The organism is Runella salmonicolor (assembly GCF_024158025.1).
Lineage (GTDB): Bacteria > Bacteroidota > Bacteroidia > Cytophagales > Spirosomataceae > Runella > Runella salmonicolor.
Genome location: NZ_JAMZEL010000001.1, coordinates 166,884 through 184,452, shown reverse-complemented (window position 1 = coordinate 184,452; position 17,569 = coordinate 166,884). Strand labels below are relative to the sequence as shown.

16 protein-coding genes and 1 tRNA gene are annotated in these 17,569 nt (G+C 45.9%); 6 read left to right on the top strand and 11 right to left on the bottom strand.

From position 1 onward, the window contains the following. Nucleotides 1-78: 78 nt before the first annotated feature. Entirely contained in the window at nucleotides 79-1,311 is a 1,233-nt protein-coding gene (locus tag NCI00_RS00875) for an NAD(P)/FAD-dependent oxidoreductase (RefSeq protein ID WP_253524010.1), read from the top strand. Between the two features lie 33 nt (nucleotides 1,312-1,344). Here the strand turns inward: NCI00_RS00875 and NCI00_RS00870 are convergent, their stop codons facing one another. The 5 genes from NCI00_RS00870 to NCI00_RS00850 all read right to left on the bottom strand — a co-directional run bounded on the left by NCI00_RS00870 (nucleotide 1,345) and on the right by NCI00_RS00850 (nucleotide 7,760). Continuing rightward, nucleotides 1,345-2,310, bottom strand: a complete 966-nt coding sequence (locus tag NCI00_RS00870) for an NAD(P)/FAD-dependent oxidoreductase (protein WP_253524008.1) — start codon at nucleotides 2,308-2,310, stop codon at nucleotides 1,345-1,347. Between the two features lie 135 nt (nucleotides 2,311-2,445). After that, nucleotides 2,446-3,168 (bottom strand): SGNH/GDSL hydrolase family protein, encoded by a 723-nt coding sequence (locus NCI00_RS00865; RefSeq protein ID WP_253524005.1) that lies wholly within the window; start codon nucleotides 3,166-3,168, stop codon nucleotides 2,446-2,448. A 419-nt stretch (nucleotides 3,169-3,587) separates the two neighbouring features. Further along, the gene (locus NCI00_RS00860; protein ID WP_114461450.1) at nucleotides 3,588-4,877 is read right to left on the bottom strand and encodes an adenylosuccinate synthase; all 1,290 of its coding nucleotides are present in this window, start codon (nucleotides 4,875-4,877) and stop codon (nucleotides 3,588-3,590) included. 3 nt (nucleotides 4,878-4,880) lie between these two features. Next, nucleotides 4,881-5,381 (bottom strand): Fur family transcriptional regulator, encoded by a 501-nt coding sequence (locus NCI00_RS00855; protein ID WP_114066434.1) that lies wholly within the window; start codon nucleotides 5,379-5,381, stop codon nucleotides 4,881-4,883. 117 nt (nucleotides 5,382-5,498) lie between these two features. Beyond that, nucleotides 5,499-7,760 carry a RelA/SpoT family protein gene (locus tag NCI00_RS00850; RefSeq protein WP_166559444.1) on the bottom strand — a complete coding sequence of 754 codons (2,262 nt, stop codon included), beginning with the start codon at nucleotides 7,758-7,760 and terminating at the stop codon, nucleotides 5,499-5,501. Between the two features lie 251 nt (nucleotides 7,761-8,011). Between NCI00_RS00850 and NCI00_RS00845 the strand changes: the two genes are divergently transcribed. The 4 genes from NCI00_RS00845 to NCI00_RS00830 all read left to right on the top strand — a co-directional run bounded on the left by NCI00_RS00845 (nucleotide 8,012) and on the right by NCI00_RS00830 (nucleotide 11,060). Continuing rightward, nucleotides 8,012-8,093: transfer RNA gene (locus NCI00_RS00845), tRNA-Leu, on the top strand. Nucleotides 8,094-8,248: 155 nt separating this feature from the next. Continuing rightward, entirely contained in the window at nucleotides 8,249-9,589 is a 1,341-nt protein-coding gene (gene tig, locus NCI00_RS00840; RefSeq protein WP_253524002.1) for a trigger factor, read from the top strand. Between the two features lie 93 nt (nucleotides 9,590-9,682). Next, entirely contained in the window at nucleotides 9,683-10,252 is a 570-nt protein-coding gene (locus NCI00_RS00835) for a Crp/Fnr family transcriptional regulator (RefSeq protein WP_253524000.1), read from the top strand. An 88-nt stretch (nucleotides 10,253-10,340) separates the two neighbouring features. Then, nucleotides 10,341-11,060 (top strand): sterol desaturase family protein, encoded by a 720-nt coding sequence (locus NCI00_RS00830; RefSeq protein WP_253523998.1) that lies wholly within the window; start codon nucleotides 10,341-10,343, stop codon nucleotides 11,058-11,060. Between the two features lie 46 nt (nucleotides 11,061-11,106). Here the strand turns inward: NCI00_RS00830 and NCI00_RS00825 are convergent, their stop codons facing one another. The 4 genes from NCI00_RS00825 to NCI00_RS00810 form a co-directional block, all read right to left on the bottom strand. Continuing rightward, nucleotides 11,107-11,688: an O-methyltransferase gene (locus NCI00_RS00825; protein WP_253523997.1), complete on the bottom strand. Its 582-nt coding sequence runs from the start codon at nucleotides 11,686-11,688 to the stop codon at nucleotides 11,107-11,109. Nucleotides 11,689-11,784: 96 nt separating this feature from the next. After that, the gene (locus NCI00_RS00820; RefSeq protein ID WP_253523995.1) at nucleotides 11,785-12,576 is read right to left on the bottom strand and encodes an alpha/beta hydrolase; all 792 of its coding nucleotides are present in this window, start codon (nucleotides 12,574-12,576) and stop codon (nucleotides 11,785-11,787) included. Between the two features lie 30 nt (nucleotides 12,577-12,606). After that, nucleotides 12,607-13,713, bottom strand: a complete 1,107-nt coding sequence (locus NCI00_RS00815) for a Zn-dependent alcohol dehydrogenase (RefSeq protein WP_253523993.1) — start codon at nucleotides 13,711-13,713, stop codon at nucleotides 12,607-12,609. 75 nt (nucleotides 13,714-13,788) lie between these two features. Further along, nucleotides 13,789-14,571 carry a hypothetical protein gene (locus NCI00_RS00810; protein WP_253523991.1) on the bottom strand — a complete coding sequence of 261 codons (783 nt, stop codon included), beginning with the start codon at nucleotides 14,569-14,571 and terminating at the stop codon, nucleotides 13,789-13,791. A 140-nt stretch (nucleotides 14,572-14,711) separates the two neighbouring features. Between NCI00_RS00810 and NCI00_RS00805 the strand changes: the two genes are divergently transcribed. Then, a complete protein-coding gene (locus tag NCI00_RS00805; RefSeq protein WP_253523989.1) occupies nucleotides 14,712-15,554 on the top strand; it encodes a universal stress protein in 843 nt (280 codons plus the stop codon). A 100-nt stretch (nucleotides 15,555-15,654) separates the two neighbouring features. Here NCI00_RS00805 and NCI00_RS00800 read toward each other — a convergent pair whose 3' ends face one another. Further along, the gene (locus NCI00_RS00800; RefSeq protein ID WP_253523987.1) at nucleotides 15,655-16,431 is read right to left on the bottom strand and encodes a hypothetical protein; all 777 of its coding nucleotides are present in this window, start codon (nucleotides 16,429-16,431) and stop codon (nucleotides 15,655-15,657) included. Further along, nucleotides 16,428-17,567, bottom strand: a complete 1,140-nt coding sequence (locus tag NCI00_RS00795; protein ID WP_253523985.1) for a hypothetical protein — start codon at nucleotides 17,565-17,567, stop codon at nucleotides 16,428-16,430. The genes NCI00_RS00800 and NCI00_RS00795 overlap by 4 nt, the downstream gene beginning before the upstream one ends. Nucleotides 17,568-17,569: the final 2 nt, after the last annotated feature.

Here is a 17,569-nt window from a genome sequence, read left to right as displayed (position 1 = left end):
GAGGGGTCGTTAAAAACAAAAAAAACGTTGGTTTGAACGAGGCTTCCGCTTTAATTTGTGCAAAACTCATTTACAATCATGGCCAATCACGAAGTCATTATTATCGGAGCGGGTATCGCAGGTTTGTCTTGCACCAATTATTTATCACATTTTGGCATTACCCCCTTGGTATTGGAGGCCGCCGAGGCGGTTGGCGGACGGGTGCGAACCGATAAAGTTGATGGCTACCTGTTGGACCGTGGCTTCCAGATATTATTGACGGCGTATCCGGAGGCACAACGATTGTTGAATTACAACGCATTGGCGTTAAAATCGTTCCGTTCGGGTGCTTTGATTCGCAAAGACAATGATTTTTCGGTCATCAGCGACCCCTTCAAAGAACCTACTCAGGTGTTGAAAACCCTTTTTTCATCGGTCGGGACGCTGGTGGATAAGCTCAAGGTACTTCAATTGTCAAATAATGTAAGCAAAGAATCTACCGAGGCTTTTTTTCACGAGCACGCCACCGATACGCTTACTTATTTGCGCAATTATGGCTGGAGCGATGAGATGATTGCCGATTTCTTTAAACCCTTTTTTGGGGGCGTATTTCTGGAAAATGAGTTGGAAACCTCCAGTAACTTTTTTCGGTTTATTTTCAAGCAATTTTACACTGGTGACGCCGTCATTCCTGCGGGAGGAATGCAGGCCATTCCCGAGCAAATGGCGGCTAAATTACCGCCTCATTCTCTGAGATTAAACACCAAAGTAGAAAAGATTGAAGGTAATAAAGTTCATCTTTCTGACGGTAAAACCCTGACGGCTAAAAATATAGTCGTGGCCACCGATGCCCGACAAGCTGATGTGCTGCTGGGGCGGAACCTAAAACGAGAATATAACGTAACGACCTGCACCTACTTTGCCGCTGAGCGTTCTCCGTTGAAGGAAAAAATGCTGGCGCTCAATCCTAATCGGTTGTCTGTGGTGCATAATTTGTGTGTGCCTAGCGATATTGCTCCCTCGTATGCTCCCGAAGGCAAAGCGTTGGTATCGGTGAGTACGCAAGGGTTAGAATTGTTTGACGAAAAAAAACTAACCGACCGCATCGTACAGGAGCTGACTAGTTGGTTTGGCGATGAAGTAAAAACGTGGAAGCACCTTCGTACGTATCATATTCCAGAATCGTTGGTCAAATACCCCGCCAATGCGCCCGCAACAAATTTGAAAATCAGCGAACATTTGTACGAATGCGGCGATCATACTTCTTATCCGTCGTTGAATGCCGCTATGGCCACGGGCCGAGCGGTGGCCGATATGATAGCGGGAATATGAGGTCCGAAATTTAGATTTTCAGGATATTTATATCTAAAATTTAAGTAAAAAATTGGCCATTTGCCGCCCTGATTGAAACGCTCCTTCCACATTTCCCTGACCGAATCCGTCCCCACCCATCAATAGTGAAAATGGAGTTTCACAGACGTAATAGGGCTGCGGATAAGATTTTTCGGCCAGACTGTACCGCCAACGATGTACCTGAAACGATTCAATCTGCGCTTTGGGAATCCACTCACTGAGCGAATCAATGAGCAATTCACCCGTTGTGGTAAGGTCTTCCTCTAAGTGCTGCGTGCTAAAGGCAGCACTGGCATGAATGGTAAGGGACGTTGTTTCTGAAATCCCTTTTTGGAAATTATCGGCTACCCATGCCACGGGGCCTTGACCAAATTTGAGGATGCCTGGCGTTGGAATATGGCTATTCCCCTTCAAAAGTACCATTACCGCAATGCAGGGGGCATATTCTATGCTTTCAAAAACACTGGACTCGGCCGCTGAAAGCAGATAACTGTCGTTTAAAAGCACCAAGGCTTGCGGGGCAGGAAGGGTAAGAATGAGCGTATCGGCCTCATAGGCGTGTCCTGATTCGGTCAGAACAATACACCCGTTTTCATCGCCTGAAATGTGTATTGCGCGCTGACCAGTTTGTACATTTAGTGATTGAGCCATGTATTTGGCAATGCTGCTCATGCCCTCCACTCCCACAAAACGCGGATGATGAAAAGAAATATCACTAAGTTCGGTTTCTTGCAAGGCCCATTGCTTAACGATTCCTACTTCGGTTAGCTCTGAAACAAATTGCTGAAACTCGGCGGTACGGGCCGTAAAATACTGAGCACCATGGTCAGCGCGGGCATTGGCCAGACGTCGGGTTGCCATGCGCCCGCCTACGCCGCGCCCTTTGTCGAGAACCGTGACGTTCCAGCCGTTTTGTTGAAGTGTACGCGCGGCAGTCAGCCCCGTTATTCCCGCACCAATAATTATACAAGAAGGCATTTTTTATGAAAAGTTGATTTATGGAGCACCTGCTTTGGCAGATGTGTTTAATAAACTTGGCAGAGAGAAATAAGTTTTGAAAAAAGGGAAGGATGCGAGGGAACTGCTGAAAAATAACTAGGGATTTTCCATCAGTCACTTTTCCATGGCTTTCAAGGCGGCTTGTTTCAGGAGCTCCAAATTCTTTGCCGATATTTCATCCGACCAAGAAGGCTTTCCTGCCGCAAGGAAATCAAAGTTGGCTTTGTTGGTCAATGTTCCGTACACCGTGAAGGCTGCCAAAAGACTGCCCGTCATGCTCGGATGGAAGTTGTCATTGCCATACAACGGCAAGCTTGGCGTTGATTGCCAGGCGTATTTCCAGGCTAAGCCCGCTGGGCAAAGCAGCGATTGGGTTTGTTTGGCCGCTTGGGTGTAGGAGTAAATGACGTTGTCTAAATCTAAAAAACGGGTAGAAGAGGGCCAAACCATGTAAATGGCCATTGATGCATTGTTTTTTCTACAAACTTCCGCCAGTCGTTGGGTGTATTCAAGTAATAAAACCTGCGATTCGGGCAAGGCGGAAGGGCCTTGTTGGGCAACGACAAAATCATAACTACCCGTTTCGATTTCCTTTTGCACTTTGCCTTCGTTCCAGTGGTCTTCCAACGAATAGTTGGGGAAAAGAAAGGTCGTATACTCAATGTTGACGCTGTCGTGTTTGCCCATTTCCTGTACTAGTTGCGGCAGATCGTTGGTATACGTAAGGCTGTTTCCTACAAACAAAATCTTCAGCGTTGATTTTTTGGAAGCAACTTCATCTGCCTTTGTACAGCCAATGGAAAGGATAAAAAGAAGTAACAGGCTACGTAAAATCATTGGTCAAAAAAGTACATTTGTTAAATCATTTGATGATGTAAAATACAAAATTTTCAGGTTACTACAACAACAACTGAATCTCCTCTTTGTCAGCAAGTAATTGCTTGAGCATAAATTTTAGGCTATTTGAAATAGGGGGTTATTCTCGGGGCACCAGTCGGGTTGTGAGCAACCCGACACACTTCCTGTGCGGAGGGTTGCTCATCCCTGTGCAGAGGGTTTCTCTTCCCCGTGCGGAGGGTTGCTCACAACCCGACCGTTTAAGTGCTATGTTTCCTATAAAACCCGAAAACTTTGAACTGCCTGCCTGCGCATTAACGGCAGCAAACCGCCAGCGTATATCGGTTGGCGAAGTGGCAATAAAAAAGGTGCGAACCGAAGTCCGCACCTGATGATAATATTGAAAAATAGCTCTAGGATTAAGCTATTTGTGCTTCGCGGTGAATGATGGCTTCGCGGTCGGGGCCCGTTGAAATAAAGCTGATGGGCAAATTAAGTTCTGCTTCCAGAAACTCAATATAAGCGGCTAATTCGGCAGGAACTTCGTCGTAAGTATGAAGATTTTCGAGCGACTGCGCCCAGCCTTTCATGGTTTTGTACACGGGCGTGGCCTCATTGGTACACAAATCGTACGGGAAACGGTCGGTGAGGGTTCCGTCGGCCAGTTGGTAGTGTGTACAGATGTTAATTTCTTCGAAAATATTCAAAACATCCACTTTCATCATCACTAATTGCGTCACGCCGTTAATCATGATGGCGTATTTAAGCGCTGGCAGGTCTAACCAACCACAACGACGCGGGCGACCCGTAGTAGAACCAAATTCACGGCCTTCCTGACGCATCCGTTCGCCCACTTCGTCCAACAATTCGGTGGGGAAAGGGCCACTGCCTACGCGGGTGCAGTAGGCTTTGAAAATCCCGAATACTTCACCGATACGGCGCGGCGACAACCCCAGACCCGTGCAGGCACCGGCGGTCGTGGTGTTGGAACTCGTTACGAAAGGATACGAGCCAAAGTCAATATCAAGCAAAGAGCCTTGGGCGCCTTCGGCCAATACCGTTTGCCCCGCTTCAACCGCTTCGTTGACGAGGTATTCGCTATCTACAAAGTTATAGTCTTTCAAAAACTCCGTTGCTTCAAAGAAGGTTGCCTCGGCATCGGCGAGGGTTGAAGAATAATCATATTGGTAAAAATCAAGGATAACCTTGTGTTGGTCCACCAAACGATTGTATTTCTCCTTAAAATCAGGGGAAACAAGGTCGCCCATGCGTAATCCTTGGCGGGCTACTTTGTCCTGATAGGCAGGCCCGATACCACGCAAGGTAGAGCCGATTTTGGAGTCGCCTTTCGATTTCTCATAAGCGGCATCCAACAAACGGTGGGTCGGTACAATGACCGAAGCTTTCTTGGAGATAAAGAGGTTTTGCTTGAGTGGGAGGTTGTATTTTGCGAGTCCATCGATTTCTTTTTTCAAAACAATCGGGTCAAGAACCAAGCCATTGCCGATGATGTTTTTGATTTCAGGACGAAAAATTCCCGAAGGTATTTGGTGCAGTACGTGTTTGAAACCATCAAATTCGAGGGTGTGGCCCGCATTGGGCCCGCCCTGAAAACGTGCTACTACTTGGTATTGGGGCGCCAAAACGTCCACAATCTTTCCTTTCCCTTCGTCGCCCCATTGGAGGCCCAGTAATACGTCAACTTTCATAAGTTATTCTATTTCAATTCTTTGCGGTCTTTCGTTTATTTTATTTTTATTTTCGCAGTTTACGCGCTGGCAGTTGCCGTAGAAGATGAGCGAGTGGTGCAATACATTGAATTTGAGCAAATCACCGACCATGTTTTGGATATTCTGAACGCGTGGGTCGCAAAACTCCATCACGTGGTGGCAGTCCATGCAAATGATGTGGTCGTGTTGACGGTAGCCGTAGGCTTTTTCGTACTGCGCTAGGTTTTTGCCAAATTGGTGTTTGGTCACTAAATCACAATCAACCAGTACATCAAGCGTGTTATAGACGGTGGCGCGGCTTACCCGGTACTTTTTATTCTTCATTGATATATACAGCTCATCCACATCGAAGTGGTCTTCGCGGCTGTATATCTCCTCCAATATCGCAAAACGTTCGGGCGTTTTGCGCAGACCTTTACGTTCCAAATAAGCCGTCAGGATGCGTTTGGCCGCTTCTAAATTTTCGTGTTTGGCTTGGGGCATTTTTTTCTTGGTTGACAGGTTAAGGTTAAAAGTCACTGGTGCGTACTCACTGCAATTAATAATTGACGCGTAGGCACCCGTGCGATTAACAATTAACGGGGGCAAAAGTACGAATTTTCAATCAAAACGTGCGACTTTAAATACACCTTCCACTTTTTCCAGTTTTTGTAGAAGCTGTTCTAAGTGGCGGGTATCGTACACGTACAACTTAATGATGGCCTCAAAAATCCCCTCGTCTGTTTCGACCGCAATAGACCGAATATTGATGTGGAGTTCGTTGGAAATAATCCGGGTCAGGTCATTGACCAAGCCCACGCGGTCGGTGCCTTCGATGCGGAGTCCCGCCAAAAATGCCAATTTTTGTTGTGAAGTCCACTTGGCTTTGATGACACGGTTGCCGTGATTGGAGAGCAACTCGGGGGCGTTGGGGCAGGTAGTACGGTGAATTTTAATGCCTTCGTTGACGGTCACGAACCCAAATACGTCGTCGCCGGGGATAGGATTACAGCATTTGGCCAAGATGTAGTCAATCTTGTCCATGTCTTCTCCAATGAGCAGTGCGTCGGCGTCGGCACGTTCACCGTGCATCTTTTTGAGCTCTTTGGTAAACTGCTTGCCGTCTTGCATTGTATCGGTGTTGATTTTGGCCAACACATTCAACTTTGCTTCTTTTTCGTGCTTGAATTTCTTGATTTCGTCGGCATTGATGTAGCCTTTTCCGAAACGATAATACAGGTCGTTGGGCGTTTTGCAGTTGAAATACGCCCGCAGCTGATTAATCAATTCGTTGGTTACTTCCAGGTGCAGAATCTTGCACTTGCGTTCAATAATACTGCGCCCGTCTGTAAGGTACTGCTTATTTTCTTCTTTGATAAGCTCTTTGATACGCGCTTTGGCCTTCGACGTCACGACAAATTTTAACCAGTCTTCGCTGGGTTTTTGTCGTTTGGCCGTGATGATTTCAACTTGGTCGCCGTTGTTGAGCGACTGGCTGATGGGTACGAGCGAGTTGTTTACTTTGGCTGCAATGCAGCGAGCGCCTACTTCAGAGTGAATATCAAAAGCAAAATCTAGGGCCGTAGCTCCGCGCTGCAACACGCGTAGTTCGCCTTTTGGGGTAAACACAAATACTTCTTCGGCAAAAAGATTGCTCCTGAAATCATCCAAAAATTCCAACGCGGCGGCTTTGCTGTCTTTGGTGGCTTCGAGCATCTCGCGCACCTGATTGATCCATTGGTCGATTCCCTGACTGGTTTTGGTATCGTTGCCTTTGTATTTCCAGTGGGCTGCTACCCCCTTTTCGGCGATTTCGTCCATGCGTTTGGACCGAATCTGTACTTCCACCCATTGGGCTTTGTCGGTGCCTTCGGGGCGGTACATCACCGTAATGTGGAGCGATTCGTAGCCGTTGGCACGCGGAGTGGCCAGCCAGTCTTTCAGGCGGTCGATGTTTGGGGTATAATGGTCTGTGACAATCGAATACGCGTGCCAGCAGTCAGATTTCTCTTCTTTGGGGTCGTCTTTGGAATTCATAATGACGCGCACCGCAAACAAATCGTAGATTTCCTCAAAAGGCTTTTTCTGCTTCCGCATTTTATTCCAGATGGAATAAATGGATTTTGGACGCCCTTTGATGACAAAATCGTATCCCTGCTCCCGGAGGTCGTCTTCAATCGGCTCGATAAATTTGGCAATAAAACGGTCGCGGGAGGCGCGGGTCGCCCTCAACTTGCTCCGTATTTCTTCAAAACCTTCGGGCTCGGTATATTTAAGGTACAGGTCTTCGAGTTCGGTCTTGATGGAATGTAAACCTAAACGGTGGGCGAGAGGCGCATAGATAAAGATGGTCTCGGAAGCAATCTTCAACTGCTTGTCGCGCGCCATGCTGTCGAGGGTGCGCATGTTGTGCAGACGGTCGGCGAGTTTAATCATGATGACACGAATGTCGTCAGAGAGCGTCAGCAGCATTTTCCGGAAGTTTTCGGCTTGCTGCGACGTTCCAAACTCAAACTGGCCCGAAATTTTGGTGAGGCCATCAATGATTTGCGCTACCTTTTTCCCAAACTGGCGCTCAATGTCCTGAAGGGTATAGTCGGTGTCCTCGACAACGTCGTGCAAAAGGGCGCAGATAATAGAGGTAGTTCCCAAGCCGATTTCTTCAACACAAATCTGGGCAACGGCAATGGGATGATAAATGTAAGGCTCGCCAGACTTCCGGCGCATGTCTTTGTGGGCTTCAACAGAAAGATTGAACGCTTTTTTGATGAGTTTGGCGTCATTGTCTTTCAAAAAGGGCTTGGCGGCACGTAGAAGTCTGCGGTATCGTTTCAGAATCTCCAGACGCTCAAGATCCAAATCAATTTCTACTTCGATGGGCATGTTTATGGATGGGTCGGTGGACCGAATTTGTTGTACTCAATACGACTAAAGTAGTCAGAATTATTTTTTTTTACAACTATTTTCTGATTTATGAGCAAAATACAAACGGTTATATTTTTAGTAAATTGTTGATAAACAGCTAAGTAGTTTGGTTTGAAAAAAAAATCAAAAATAAAGACGTTAAAACTTGTCTATTTATTTGCATTTATTACAAATCTATTCATAATTTTGCAGCCCCAAACACACACGCTGCGGGCGTGGTGAAATTGGTAGACATACCAGACTTAGGATCTGGCGCCGCAAGGCATGGGGGTTCGAGTCCCTCCGCCCGCACCTTTAGTGGCCGTCGTCCGTGAACAAAAATACGTTTCGGAAACCGTCAAAAACTAAACCCTCAAGCTCGCAAAGTTTGAGGGTTTTTTCAATGAGTAACCATTCAATCATCGTCCCGATTGACATCGGGATAACAGATAACTAATAACTGCAAAATGGAGGTTCTGTTAGAAAAAAGTACACCCACCAACGCCACGTTGACCGTAAAGTTGGCAAAAGAGGATTACCAACCAAAAGTAGATAAAACCCTCAAAGATTATAGCAAACGCGTTAATTTGAAGGGATTCCGCCCGGGTAAAGTGCCCGCGCAGGTGATTCAGCGCATGTACGGAAAAAGCATCGTTATTGATGAGGTCAACCAATTGTTGAGCGACACCGTCAGTGGCTATATCCGCGACAATAAACTTCCCGTAGTTGGTGATCCGCAGATTGACCGCGAAAAAACATCAACCATCGACTGGGACAAGCAAAGCGAATTTGAGTTTGCCTACGAGTTGGGATTGGCTTCTGACTTTGAGGTGAACTTGAGCACTTTGCCGTCGGTTGCTAATTATACCATCGAAGCGGGCGAAAAAGAATTGAATGATACCATCGAAAACCTGCGTACGCAATTTGCGGGTCAAATCAATCCCGAAGTTTCGGAAGCGGGTGATATGATTTATGGCGAGTTGAAACAAGGTGACTTCTCAACCAAAACGGCTATACCTTCGCGCCAAATCAAAGAAGAAGCGCAGGCACAGTTTATCGGTTTGAGCAAAGGCAGCGAGATTACGTTTGATATTCGCAACACCTTCGTTGACGACAAAGCCGTAGCGCATTTGACAGGCTTGAAAGACGAAGATGCCGCTGCATTGGCGGGTGATTTTACCTTCACGGTAGAAGACATCACACGTCAGGCACCTGCTGAAATCAATCAAGAGTTTTTTGATAAAGTATTGGGCGTGGGTAAAGTAGATAACGAAGAAGCTTTCCGCGACCAAGTAGCCGAAATCATCAAAAATAACTACGCCCGCGAAGCCGATTCGTTGTTGCGTCGTGACATCGACCAAGCGTTGTTAGACAATATCAGCATTGATTTACCAGAAGAATTCCTGAAAAAATGGTTGTTTAACGCCAACGAAGGAAAATTCACGTCTGAGCAAATCGACGCCGACTATCCGCAGTTTACGAAGTCGCTGAAACTTTCGTTGATTAAAAACAAGATGGCCGAACAAGTCGACATCAAAGTAGAATCGGAAGAAGTGATTGCTCGCGCCGAAGACATGGTACGTGAGCAGTTTGGTTTCTACGGCAACGAAATGGGCGAGCAGATGAACGACACCATCCGTAAGATTGCGATGAACTACCTGACGTCAGAAAAAGAAAACAATTACTCCAAAATGTTCAACCTCGTGTTTGACGATAAGGTGTTTGCAACCCTTAAAACGCAACTGCCGTTGGAGGCTAAGACCATCGATGTAGAGCAGTTTCAGGAGATTGTGAAGAGCCTGAGCTAACCGCGTTTTTGGATAAATAACTTTTCAGTACTAAAATGGCTGCACATTTATGTGCGGCCATTTTGCGTTTAAAACCCTGAAACAACCCAAAATATGGAAAAGCTGATTGAACTCACCAAACAACTGTGGCCTTCGATGAGCCATGTGTTTGAGGAGGTATTGCGAAACTCCTTGGTTAAGGAAGTCGTGCCCAAAAAACAATTGATTTTGAAAGAGGGACAAACGGCGCATCGAATGCACTTTGTAGAGCAGGGATGCTTGCGGGGCTATTATCTGAAAGAGGGAGAGGAAATAAACTCGTGGTTTATGAAAGAAGGCGATTTTGTAATCTCTATTGTCAGCTTTTATACTCAAACGCCTTCCGAAGAGATGATTGAGACGATTGAAGACTGTATTTTATGGTCTATCTCTTTCCAACGGCTCCATCAATTGTATCTTCAATACCCCGAATTTAATCGGGTAGGGCGGCTTCTGACGGAGCATTATTATGTGTTGAGTGAGCAGCGCACCCAAAATTTAAGAAAAAAAACCGCAGATGAACGTTACCGACATTTGGTCACTTCTTTTCCCGATATCAGTAACCGCGTGCCGCTCAAATACATTGCCTCTTATCTGGGAATCAGCTTTGAAACCCTCAGCAGATTGAGGGCTAAGAAATGGTAAAGCCCGATTTGAGAATTGATTTATGTCAATTTTTTACGGTGAATATGGGGTGAGTTTTGTAACAGAAACCAAAAAAGCTACTAAAAATATGCTTACACTCATTTTTATCGTTTTTGGATTTTGCTTTATCTTAGAACGACTCATTCCGGGTTGGAAACTTCCTGACGTGCCGACTTGGACCATTAGAGTTTTGGCGGTAAATTTTGTTCAACTTGGCGTAGTGATACTGGCAGGATACACGTGGGAAAAGTGGTTTTCGGTCTATTCATTATTTCATCTTTCAGACCACGTAAACCCTTATTTAGGGGGAGTGATTGCGTATTTTATCGCGACTTTTATTTTTTATTGGTGGCATCGTTGGCGGCACACTGTTGATTTTTTATGGACGCATTTTCATCAAATTCACCATAGTCCGCAACGAATCGAAGTCATCACTTCTTTTTACAAGCACCCATTAGAAATGACGGTCAACTCAATCATTGGAAGTTTGCTTGTGTATTTTTTACTTGGATTAAGCATTGAGGCTGGTGGAATTTATACGCTTTGTACCGCACTTGGGGAGTTTTTTTATCATACAAATGTTAAAAGCCCGCAATGGGTTGGTTATATTTTCCAACGTCCAGAAATGCACAGAATTCATCACGAATACAACAAACACACCAATAATTATGGTGATATTGTTTGGTGGGATATGCTTTTTGGAACGTATGAAAATCCGAAAGAATTTAAGACTTCATGCGGTTTTGACAACGAAAAAGAACAGCGACTTGTCGATATGCTGAAATTTAAAGATGTGCATAAAGAATGATTGTCAGCATCACGACCGCTTGGCTGCGAAACCTACCCGCAGAGTTTTATGCTTTTTTGACCAAAATAATCACACCCGAGGCCCACGACATTTTAACCATTTCAAAACGGGAATCTTCTTCGAGGGTTTTGATGAGCGTGGCTACTTTTTCGGCGTGTCCTTCGGGCCAATTGGGTTGGGGGAGCATGTCGTCGATGATGTAAAAACCGCCCGGTTTGACCAAATTCAGGGTTTCGGCCAAATGATTGTATTTGCCGGGCCATGTATCGGCAAAAATCAAATCAAAGCTATCGGTGGGAAGGGTCACAATGACGTATTCGCCAGGAAGGCAGATCAACTCCAGCCGCGGGTCGTGGCCAAGGTGTTTTTGGGCAATGGCAATCAGGTTTTCGTCAAATTCTACCGAAATGAGGCTAGAATCAGCGCTCATTCCTTCCAAAATCCAAGCCGTGGCGCGCCCCGCACCTGTTCCCAATTCCAGAAATTTTCCCACAGGTTTGGAAGCAATAATGGTGCGGAGAAATACCCCCGTCAAATCGTCGGAAGGTTGACCAAAGCTCATTTTTGCGGCATCCGCATCTATTTTTTCAATAACAGAGGGTTTGTGTGGAATGGCTGTATCGTTCATGGTGTTGTTTTAGTATCGCACAAAGGTATGACTCCGAACGAAATTTCTTTGCCTCAGCGGCGGACTGCTTCTCAGCGATTTTGCGAGATAAAAAAGTCAAGGACAAAAACGACCAAAAAAGAGCAAAGAATCCACAATGTGCTCTTCCCAATAGGGCCACTCGTGTCCCCCCGAAAACTCATTGTATTGATGGTCAATGCCGTGCTGCTCCAATGCCTGATGCAGGTGTCGATTGTATTCAATGAGAATATCCTCCTTGCCACAATCAAACCGAAAAGGTGGGAGCGTGGCTTTGTGTTGCAGTATACTCTCTAGTACTGATTCTTGTGTTTGAACAACGGAGAGCAGTCTGTCAAAATCTTCCACAAATTGGCTCAATTGGCCCAACTCTGTCACGGATGAATGTCCCGAAAAAGCCCTGAATCTATCAGAATATTTGGCGCCCAACCGCATGGCACCATACCCGCCCATCGAAAGCCCCGTAATGAAAAGCGGCAATGGACGGCCCGCTATTTGTTGGGTAACTACACTGACCACATCTTCCACAATCCATTTTTCATAGTCTTCCGACACATGGGATACATACCCGCTGCCATCGGCAAACAGTCCATCGGAAGGCATGACCAGAAGCATGGGTGGTATTTGGTTTTCATTAATAAGCTTATGGGCGGTTTGATGAACACCGCCTTTGAGCGTCCACGCCCAATGACTTCCATACACACCATGCAGAAGAATAACCATGCCTTTGAGTTCAGAAACAGGAACGTCGGGTACAAAGATGCTGATATCGGCGCGTTTGTTGAGGGCTGGGCTTTTGACCGTAATCAAGCGCAGATTGTCGGATTCAAAACGTGGGTCGGAGATTTCGGCGGTGAAGAATTGGGGCATACATTATAAAATCAAAATGATGGGGTGGCCCTAAAACACAATCACGCCCTTGGCATTTCTTCCGGCGTGCATATCCGCAAAGGCTTCGGATAGTTGGTCTAGGGCGTAGGTTTTAGTGACCATTTTATCCAAAATCAAATCGCCTTTGGCGTAGAGTTGTTGGAGAATCGGAAAGTCAATTTGTGGGCGGGCTTTGCCGTAGAGAGGATTGATGTAGATTTTGTCCCACTCAAAAAGGTTCATGTCGATGCTGATTTCTTGTTCAATGCCGCTCACCTGACAGGCTACGCCCGCGTTGCGCACCATGGCGAGAGGTGCCGCACCGAGTTCGGGAATGGCGGTACACTCAAAGGCATAATCAGCGCCGCGCCCGTTAGTCATGGATTTGACAAGTTGGGCGGCCTTCAATAAACCTATGTCTGCCTTGTTGGCCAAAACAGTGTCGGTAGCGCCGTATTCTTTGGCCATTTCGAGGCGTAAGGGATTAATATCTACGGCGATGATTTTGGCCGCGCCCGCAATTCTCGCGCCTTGAATGACGTTTAGCCCCACGCCGCCCGTACCGAGCACTACCACAGAACTACCCGTTTTGACCTTGGCGGCGTTGACCACTGATCCGTAGCCTGTCATGACGCCGCAACCCACAATAGCCGCCGACGAAAAAGGCATCTCTACCGTGATTTTGACGCAGGCCGCTTCTCGCACCAACGTGTATTCTGCCATTGTACCGAGGCTAAACGCGCGCTCAATGGGCTGACCTTCCAGAAGGGTAGAGGCGAGCGTAGCGTGCCCACCAGAGGCCTTATTGCCCGCCGTAACGGGCGAATTAACTTCGCAAATATGTTGGTTGCCTTCTTGGCACTGAAAGCATTTATGACACGGAATGGCCCAGTTGAGCATCACTTTGTCGCCTACCTGAAGGCTTGTTACATCGGGACCAATTTGGGTTACGATGCCCGCACCTTCGTGGCCCATTACGATGGGTTTTCCCCACGATTGCGAATCCCAATCGGTATGGCAGATGCCCGCCGCTTTGATTTGTACTAGCACTTCATCGCCCTGCGGGGCGGCTATTTGGAGGGTTTGGATGGAAAAACTGCCCGTGCCGTTGGCAATGGCGGCTTTGGAGTGAATCATGTTGAAAGTGTTTTTTAACCACTAAGGCACTAAGTCTTAGTAAAACTTAGTGCCTTAGTAATTTTAACGTTATTGCTACTTCGCCTGTGGGTACTGGCTTAAATCTGGTCGTTTGAAATCGGTGAAAATACTTTCGGGAAGTTTGTCGAACACCATAATTTCGGTGAGGTCGCGGTCGCCACGCTCCCCCGAAATCAAGATTTTGCCGTGTTGCTTGTAGTCGGTCCATGGACGAATGAAGCCCGGCTTCTCGGCGTCAAACTTGGGATAATAAGCCCATTGCCACACCATAGGGTTTGTTTTCTTTACCCATACTTTGTATTTATTGTCGGGGGTGTTGCCTACGCCTTTAAAGGTCAATTGGAGTACATCGGCTTCTACGCCGTCCTGCGTTTTGTCTTCGCCGAGGTATTTGAGGGTTACGCCCGAATCTTTCAGTTTGAAAGGCATTAAAAGCCAATAACTGTCGTTTATCCAAGCGCCTTTGCCGCCTTTCACAAATTTGGCGATGGAGTCAGGAGCCGTTTGTTCTTGTCCGTATTTAAACACGCGTCCTTTGTCGGTATTGATGTTTAAAAGAACGGTCTGGTCGTTATTGACATTGTCGATGCGAACATTGCCAGTCCATTTGTCCCAAATTAGTTTTCGATTTCCGAAGAAATTCCAGGCGATGTAGCGCGTTTTATCCCAATTTTTGCGCCCTCCCATATTTTCCATCACTTGGTCGGCTATTTCGATGGCTTTGGCATCAGAGCCAGCGGCGTCGAAGCCAGCGGCGGGTGGGTTTTTCTGGGCAAAACACGCCGAAAATAATAGGAAAGCGAGCAAATTGAGCGTAAATTGTTTCTTCATTGACATACATTTTTGACGTTAAAACGGGTTTTTTCAGTAGTTCTACCCACAGGGGTGATTTTTATCACCAAGGTAACTGATTTTTATCATATAGTTTCACCCTTAAATAGCACAATTTTATGGCATCCAACCAACGTAGAAAAACAATGAGAACAATTTTGGTACCCACGGACTTCTCTGACAACTCACAAAAAGCGCTTGAATTTGCGCAAATAATTGCAGAAAGGTACGATGCGGGAATTTCATTGGTACATGCGTATCATCCGCCAATCATTGACCCTAACCTGCCGCCCGAAGCATTGATTACACTGGCCGAGCAGACGGAGAAAATTGACAGAGAGAAGCTAGAAGCGTGGGAAAAAGAATGTAGACAAGATGGATTTGCGTGTGAGAGTAAACTGGTATTTGGCTCGGCGACAGATGTGATTTTGGACGAGGTCATGGGGCAGAAGCCGATTTTGGTCGTCATGGGTCGCACGGGAAAAGGGGGCTGGCTCGATAAACTGATGGGCAGTGTAGCCACGAGTGTTTCGGCCAAGGCCGCGTGCCCCGTGTTGGTGTTGCCACCGCAGGCGCACACCAAAGACATTAAGCGAATCGTGTACGCCACGGAGTTGGAGCGACCCGAAGAAAATGCCTTGGGCTTTGCGTTCAATTTAGCCGAACATTTTAATGCTGAATTGGACCTTGTAAAAGTAAATGCGTCTTTTGAAGTGAATGTGTTTGATGATGAGCAGTTTATCGGTGACATCAAAGCGGCGTTTGGGGATAAAAAGTACACCCTCCACGCCATCGACGAAGAGTCGGTTGTGGATGGATTGCAAAAATATGCCGACAAACATCATGCAGATTTGATTGTTATGGCTACCCGTAAGCGGGACTGGTTATCGGGATTGATTAATCCGAGCCTTTCCAAAAAAATGGTGTTGGCGTCGCATATCCCGATTTTGATTTGTCATTTAGAACAAATGGAGACATTGGAGGCGTAACAAATTTGCCTCATAAAAATATTAAAAATCTTGCGAGAATGGGTTGTTTAGAGTACACCTGGGCCTGCTTTGGCCCAGGTGTCTTTGTTTTTGGGGGGTGCTAGAAATCACCCGAATAAAAAGGGCTGAATACATAATAGCTCGAATCTCTTTTTAGCCGGTTGGGTGCCCGGTCAATCCAAATAACGAAATCAGTTTCGCCGGGTTTGCGGGTGGAGGCTTGAATCATTTTTAATTCAGGAACTGACTTTTGATTATTCCGGTACTCCTCGGCAACACCATATAAATTTTCTTTTGAGGCGCGCTTGTGCGCATATACTTGGGCTACCTGCCTGATGTGCACGTTCTCTAGTTCTTCCAATGAGACTTGCTTGCCATCCACAAATACCGTCACGCTTTTCTTGTATTCATCGTAAAGAGCTAAGTGATGATTAGCCCGAACGTAGAGCATAGTGTTTTTTCGTTTAAAAAAACTTGCTTCCATGAGTTGATTCATGTCGCCCGTCCAAGTGTAGGAGGTATGTTTATTCGAATTCTCAATTTTAACCCTACCCACCAGCTGGCCTTGTTGGTAGTTTTCAAAGATCATGGTATCCCCTGAGTGAGAGGTTGTACTGACGGTCATTTGGTCAATATTTGGCCTCTGGCTTTTATCATTTTTAGGAATGGCTTCTTTATCTGGCTCCGATTGCAGCAGTGGCTGACACATCGCCGTTAAAAACAACAACAAACTCAGGACAATATACCGCCAACTGCTTCGCCATGTGGATTGACGGTTCATCATCTCAATACGACTATGTAACCTTGATTTATTTGAATGCACCTCGCCGAAGTGGTTGGTAAAGGTGAAATGGTCTGGATTAGTGAGGGTTTTCATGGCTTATTGGAATCTTTTGTGAAAATTATCATCGTTCGATGGGCTGATTTGCGTGTGGAGTCTGTGTAAAGTGCGTAAGAAACTACATAACGGATTTCATCAATGATTAACTTTTCTGCTTCTTGAAATGTGCTTGGTTGATTATTAATGAAAAATTCGGAAGATTTATAGAGATTCTCAATGCGCAGTTGCCTTTCTTCAAAATAGATACGGTTGCGTGCACCCATTTGGCAGAGGTATTGGAGAGCGTCTGGGCTGAATTTGGCTATCCCATTTGGGGTTTTTAAAGGGCTGGAATAAAATTTATTGGTACTACCTCTCCATTGAGACTCATAGTTTCTCAATTCGAGTTCAACTTTACGACTTTCTGCTTTCAATTCGGCTATACGATATTCAGCAGAATGGCTTGCCCGCCATTTATCCACTTTTTCTTTGGCCTCTGCTACTACCGAACTGAATTGACCGTCAAAAGCTGATTTGTATATTTCTGCTTTTCCTCCTTGTACGGCTACCCAGCCCCCAAAAGCAGTAATGGGTTCTTGTTTTGCTCCTGATACATTTGTATAGCAATCTTCACCATCCTTCAAAAAAGAGGTTTTCAGGTGAATGCCTGATAAATAATGACTTATGGGGTCGTAATCGGTCTTTTTTACGTAAAATGTAGCACCTACTTTTTCAAATTCTTCATGGATAGCGAGAAAATCTTCAAAAGACATGGTGGGGGTAACGACCCAATGCAGTTTGTTATCCTTGTATATTACATACTTGGTTTGCGAGACTAAAGTGTCTTTTGATGATGAATTGACTGAGACAACGGTTTCCTTCTCAGGCTTGGGGGGTGCTTCAAGTACAAAGTCATTAAGCTGCGTCAAAGGAGGATTTTGTCTTTCAAAAACTTCCTTCAATTCAGGCACTTCTTCTACAATCTTCGCCGCTATTTCAGCCCGATAGGGCTTGGTAAAAGCCGCGCAAACCCACAACATTGCCACAAAAAGGAAGTATTTTCCTATGCCCAGCCATTTGGATTTTGACTTGTTCATCATCTCAATGCGCGATTTTAACAGGGATTTATTGAAATGCGGTCCGCCAAAGTGGTTGATGAAGGTGAAATGGTCTGGATTAGTAAGGGTTTTCATGG